This window comes from Mycobacterium sp. (genome assembly GCF_049673265.1).
Taxonomy (GTDB): Bacteria; Actinomycetota; Actinomycetes; order Mycobacteriales; family Mycobacteriaceae; genus Mycobacterium.
Genome location: NZ_JBATXN010000464.1, coordinates 1 through 4,707 on the forward strand (window position 1 = coordinate 1; position 4,707 = coordinate 4,707).

Genomic DNA, 4,707 nt, shown 5'->3' on the forward strand with positions numbered 1-4,707 from the left:
TCACCCAGCACATCGGCGCCTATCAGGTGTCGGTCGACCTCGACGGCACCGAGCGGCCAATCACCTTCATCGACACCCCGGGTCACGAGGCGTTCACCGCCATGCGTGCCCGCGGTGCCAAGGCCACTGACATAGCGATCCTGGTGGTCGCCGCCGACGACGGCGTGATGCCGCAGACGGTGGAAGCCATCAACCACGCGCAGGCGGCCGACGTGCCGATCGTGGTTGCGGTCAACAAGATCGACAAGGAAGGCGCCGACCCGGCCAAGATTCGCGGCCAGCTCACCGAATACGGTTTGGTGGCAGAGGATTTCGGCGGCGACACGATGTTCGTGGACATCTCGGCGAAGCAGGGCACCAACATCGAGGCGCTGGAAGAGGCCGTGCTGCTGACCGCCGACGCCGCGCTGGACCTGCGGGCCAACCCCGACATGGAGGCCCAGGGTGTGGCGATCGAGGCGCACCTGGACCGCGGTCGCGGACCGGTGGCCACTGTGCTGATCCAGCGCGGGACGCTGCGGGTCGGTGACTCGATCGTCGCCGGCGACGCGTACGGCCGGGTCCGCCGCATGGTCGACGAGCACGGCGAGGACGTCCACGAGGCGTTGCCGTCGCGTCCGGTCCAGGTCATCGGCTTCACATCGGTGCCCGGCGCCGGTGACAACCTGCTGGTGGTTGACGAGGACCGCATCGCCCGCCAGATCGCCGACCGGCGCAGCGCCCGCAAGCGCAACGCCCTGGCCGCGCGGTCGCGCAAGCGGATCAGCCTGGAGGACCTGGACTCGGCGCTGAAGGAAACCAGTCAGCTGAACCTGATCCTCAAGGGCGACAACGCCGGTACCGTCGAGGCGCTGGAGGAGGCCCTGATGGGGATCCAGGTCGACGACGAGGTGGAACTGCGCGTCATCGACCGTGGCGTCGGTGGCATCACCGAGACCAACGTCAACCTGGCGTCGGCCTCGGACGCGGTGATCATCGGCTTCAACGTGCGAGCCGAGGGCAAGGCGACCGAGCTGGCCAACCGCGAAGGCGTGGACATCCGCTACTACTCGGTGATCTACCAGGCGATCGACGAGATCGAAAAAGCCCTCCGCGGCATGCTCAAGCCGATCTTCGAGGAGAACCAGCTGGGTCGCGCCGAGATCCGCGCGCTGTTCCGTTCGTCGAAGGTCGGTGTCATCGCCGGTTGTTTGGTGACGTCCGGCGTGGTGCGGCGCAACGCCAAGGCCCGGCTGTTGCGGGACAACATTGTGGTCTCCGAGAACCTGACCGTACAGTCATTGCGTCGGGAGAAGGACGACGTCACTGAGGTCCGCGACGGCTATGAATGCGGTCTGACGCTCAGCTACTCCGACATCAAAGAAGGCGATGTCATCGAAACCTACGAGCTGGTCCAGAAGGAACGCTCCTGAAGATGAATTCGGACAACCTGAACACACGGCATGGCTGACCCGGCCCGGGCCCGCCGACTGGCCAAGCGGATTACCGCGATCGTCGCCTCGGCGATCGAGTACGAGATCAAGGATCCCGGGCTGGCCGGAATCACCATCGTCGACGCTAAGTTGTCCGGCGATCTGCACGACGCGACGCTGTACTACACGGTGATGGGGTCGACGCTGGACGACGAACCCGACTACGACGGCGCCGCGGCGGCGCTGGACCGTGCGAAGGGTGTGCTGCGCACCAAGGTCGGGGCTGGCACCGGCGTACGGTTCACGCCTACGCTGACGTTCACCCGGGACACGGTGTCCGACTCGGTGCAACGGATGGAAGAGTTGCTGGCCCGCGCCCGCGCCGCAGACGCCGATGTGGCTCGGGTTCGCGAAGGCGCCAAGCCGGCGGGAGAGGCCGATCCATACCGGACCACTGCAGAGGAGACCGGTGACGACGATCAACTCGAAGGCTGAAGCAGCGACCACGGCGCGACGTGTTGACGCCGTCGGGGCTGCCGAGGTGCTGTCCGCCGCCGACACGGTCGCGGTGGTTTGCCATGTCTATCCCGATGCCGACACGATCGGTGCCGGGCTGGCGCTGGCCTTGGAGCTGGACCGGTGCGGCAAGGCCGTCCAGGTCAGCTTCGCGGCCCCGGCGGAGCTTCCGGAGTCGTTGCGGTCGCTGCCCGGCGGTCAGCTGCTGGTCGATCCGCGTGTCATGCGTCGTGATGTCGATCTTGTTGTCACCGTGGACATTCCGAGTATCAACCGGCTCGGAGAACTGCGCGAAATCGCGGATATCGCGCCAGAACTGCTGGTGATCGACCATCACGCGTCGAATCAGCTGTTCGGCACGGTGAACCTCGTCGACCCGTCGGCGGACTCCACCACGATGCTGGTTGCCGAGTTGCTGGACGCGTGGGGCAAGCCGATCGACGCCGACGTGGCGCACTGCCTTTACGCGGGGCTGCTCACCGATACCGGGTCGTTCCGGTGGGCCAGCGCGCGCGCACATCGGTTGGCGGCCAGGCTGGTCGAGTTGGGCGTCGACAACGCGGCGATCAGCCGGTCGTTGATGGACACCCATCCGTTCCGATGGCTGACGATGCTGTCACGTGTGTTGGGTTCGGCGCAGCTCGTTCCGGACGCGATCGACGGGTGCGGCCTGGTGTACGCCGTTGTCGCACATCAGGAATGGGTCAGCGCGCGCCCGGAGGAAGTTGAGAGCATCGTCGACATCGTCCGTACCACCGAGGAGGCCGAGGTGGCGGCGGTGTTCAAGGAGATCGAGCCACAGCAGTGGTCGGTGTCGATGCGGGCAAAGGCCGCTGTCGACCTCGCTGCGGTCGCTTCGACATTCGGCGGCGGCGGCCACAAGCTCGCCGCGGGTTACTCGACCACCGGTTCGACCGACGAGGTGGTGGCTTCGCTGCGCGCCGCTCTAGGGTGACCGGCCCTGGTCAACCGCAGGCGGGTGGCCGCCAGATCGCGCAGTTGGCCCTGCCGGCGCTGGGTGTGCTCGCCGCCGAGCCGCTCTACTTGCTGTTCGACACCGCGGTGGTGGGCCGGCTTGGCGCCTTGAGCTTGGCCGGGTTGGCCATTGGCGGATTGATCCTCAGCATGGTCGGTTCTCAGCTGACGTTTTTGTCTTACGGCACCACCGCCCGCTCAGCCCGCTACTTTGGCGCCGAGGACCGTGAGTCGGCGGTCGCAGAAGGTGTGCAGGCGACCTGGTTAGGCCTGGGTCTGGGCATGCTGATCGTCGTCGTGGTGCAGGCGGCGGCGGTGCCGCTGGTGTCGGCGATCGCCGGTTCGCATGACATCGCCGATGCCGCGCTGCCGTGGCTGCGTATTGCGATCCTGGGCGCGCCCGCGATCCTGGTGTCTTTGGCGGGCAATGGCTGGCTGCGCGGCGTGCAAGACACCGTCCGCCCGCTGCGCTATGTGGTCACCGGGTTCGGGGTGTCGGCGCTGCTGTGCCCGCTGCTCGTGTACGGCTGGCTGGGATTGCCTCGACTGGGGTTAGCCGGGTCGGCGGTGGCCAACCTGGCGGGTCAGTGGCTGGCCGCCTTGCTGTTCGGACGCGCGCTGCTGGCCGAACGAGTTTCGCTGCGTCCCGATCCCGCTGTGCTTCGGATCCAGGTCGTGTTGGGGCGCGACTTGGTGGTGCGCACCTTGGCTTTTCAGGCGTGCTTCGTATCGGCCGCCGCGGTGGCCGCGCGATTCGGTGCCGCGGCGGTGGCCGCCCACCAGATCGTGCTGCAGTTGTGGAGTTTCCTTGCGCTGGTTCTTGATTCGCTGGCAATCGCCGCACAAGCGTTGGTCGGTGCGGCGCTGGGCGCCGGTGACACCTCGCAAGCGAAGGTAGTGGCCCGGCGGGTGACGGTAGCTTCGACGATCGCGGCCACCTCATTGGCAGCGGTGTTTGCTGTTGGCTCCTCCGTGCTGCCCGACCTGTTCACCGACGACCGTTCGGTGTTGGCCGCGATCAGTGTGCCCTGGTGGTTTCTTGTGGCCCAATTACCTTTTGCGGGAGTTGTTTTCGCGCTCGACGGAGTGCTGCTGGGTGCTGGCGATGCGCCGTTCATGCGCACTGCAACGGTGGTCAGCGCGCTGGTTGGCTTTCTGCCGCTGATCTGGCTATCGCTGGCGTTCGGCTGGGGGCTGGCCGGCATCTGGTCGGGACTGACCATGTTCATTGTGTTGCGGTTGGTCTTTGTCGGGTGGCGGGCAGTATCTGGCCGCTGGGCGGTGAGTGGGACTTGAGCGCGAAGTCTTGATGGTCACAATGGTGTGCTACGCCCACGTCAACCCGAAAGGCTGACTGCACGATGGAAGACCCACATCGCGGGTTGGGCGTTCTGGGACCGTTGCAGCTGGGCGCGGGCGGCACCCTGGTGCCGTTGGGCGCCCCGAAACAGCGGGCGGCGTTGGCGATGCGGATGATCAACCGCTACCGGCCACCACCGGCAGCAGTTTTGTGATTAGCGATCTGCGGTCGACCAACGGCGTCCAGGTAGCGGGCCGGCCCATCCGAGGCAAGCGCCACCCTTTCCGATGGTGATCACATCCGCATCGGCGGCTACGAATTCAGCTTCCAGATCGGGCCGTCCTGAGCTGCGCCACGCGGCGTACAGCAACGCAAGAATTCGGCGAGAATCTCGCCAGAGTCCGGCAAGTGTCAACGGCCAGTCTGTTTTCCCCGTTGCATCGGCAGCGACACTCGCGAACTGGGCGCCGCCGGCGCCAAATCAATTCCGATAGCACTATTATC

Annotated in this window: 5 protein-coding genes and 1 pseudogene; all 6 read left to right on the forward strand. The window is 66.3% G+C overall.

The window, feature by feature from the left end; genetic code table 11:
- The coding region (gene infB, locus WBF82_RS16195; protein WP_424383999.1) for a translation initiation factor IF-2 at positions 1–1,412 on the forward strand (1,412 nt) is incomplete at its 5' end.
- Between the two features lie 30 nt (positions 1,413–1,442).
- On the forward strand, positions 1,443–1,907 hold the full coding sequence (rbfA, locus tag WBF82_RS16200; RefSeq protein ID WP_424079018.1) for a 30S ribosome-binding factor RbfA: 465 nt from the start codon (positions 1,443–1,445) through the stop codon (positions 1,905–1,907).
- Positions 1,882–2,883, forward strand: coding sequence for a DHH family phosphoesterase (locus WBF82_RS16205; protein WP_424384000.1), 1,002 nt, complete (start codon positions 1,882–1,884; stop codon positions 2,881–2,883). The genes rbfA and WBF82_RS16205 overlap by 26 nt, the downstream gene beginning before the upstream one ends.
- On the forward strand, positions 2,880–4,199 hold the full coding sequence (locus WBF82_RS16210) for an MATE family efflux transporter (protein WP_424384001.1): 1,320 nt from the start codon (positions 2,880–2,882) through the stop codon (positions 4,197–4,199). Before WBF82_RS16205 ends, WBF82_RS16210 begins: the two co-directional genes overlap by 4 nt.
- 65 nt (positions 4,200–4,264) lie before the next feature.
- Positions 4,265–4,417, forward strand: coding sequence for a hypothetical protein (locus WBF82_RS16215; RefSeq protein ID WP_424384002.1), 153 nt, complete (start codon positions 4,265–4,267; stop codon positions 4,415–4,417).
- Positions 4,399–4,549 (forward strand): annotated as a pseudogene (locus tag WBF82_RS16220) (FHA domain-containing protein); the annotation flags it as partial. The gene WBF82_RS16215 and the pseudogene WBF82_RS16220, both read left to right, overlap by 19 nt.
- Between the last annotated feature and the right edge of the window lie 158 nt (positions 4,550–4,707).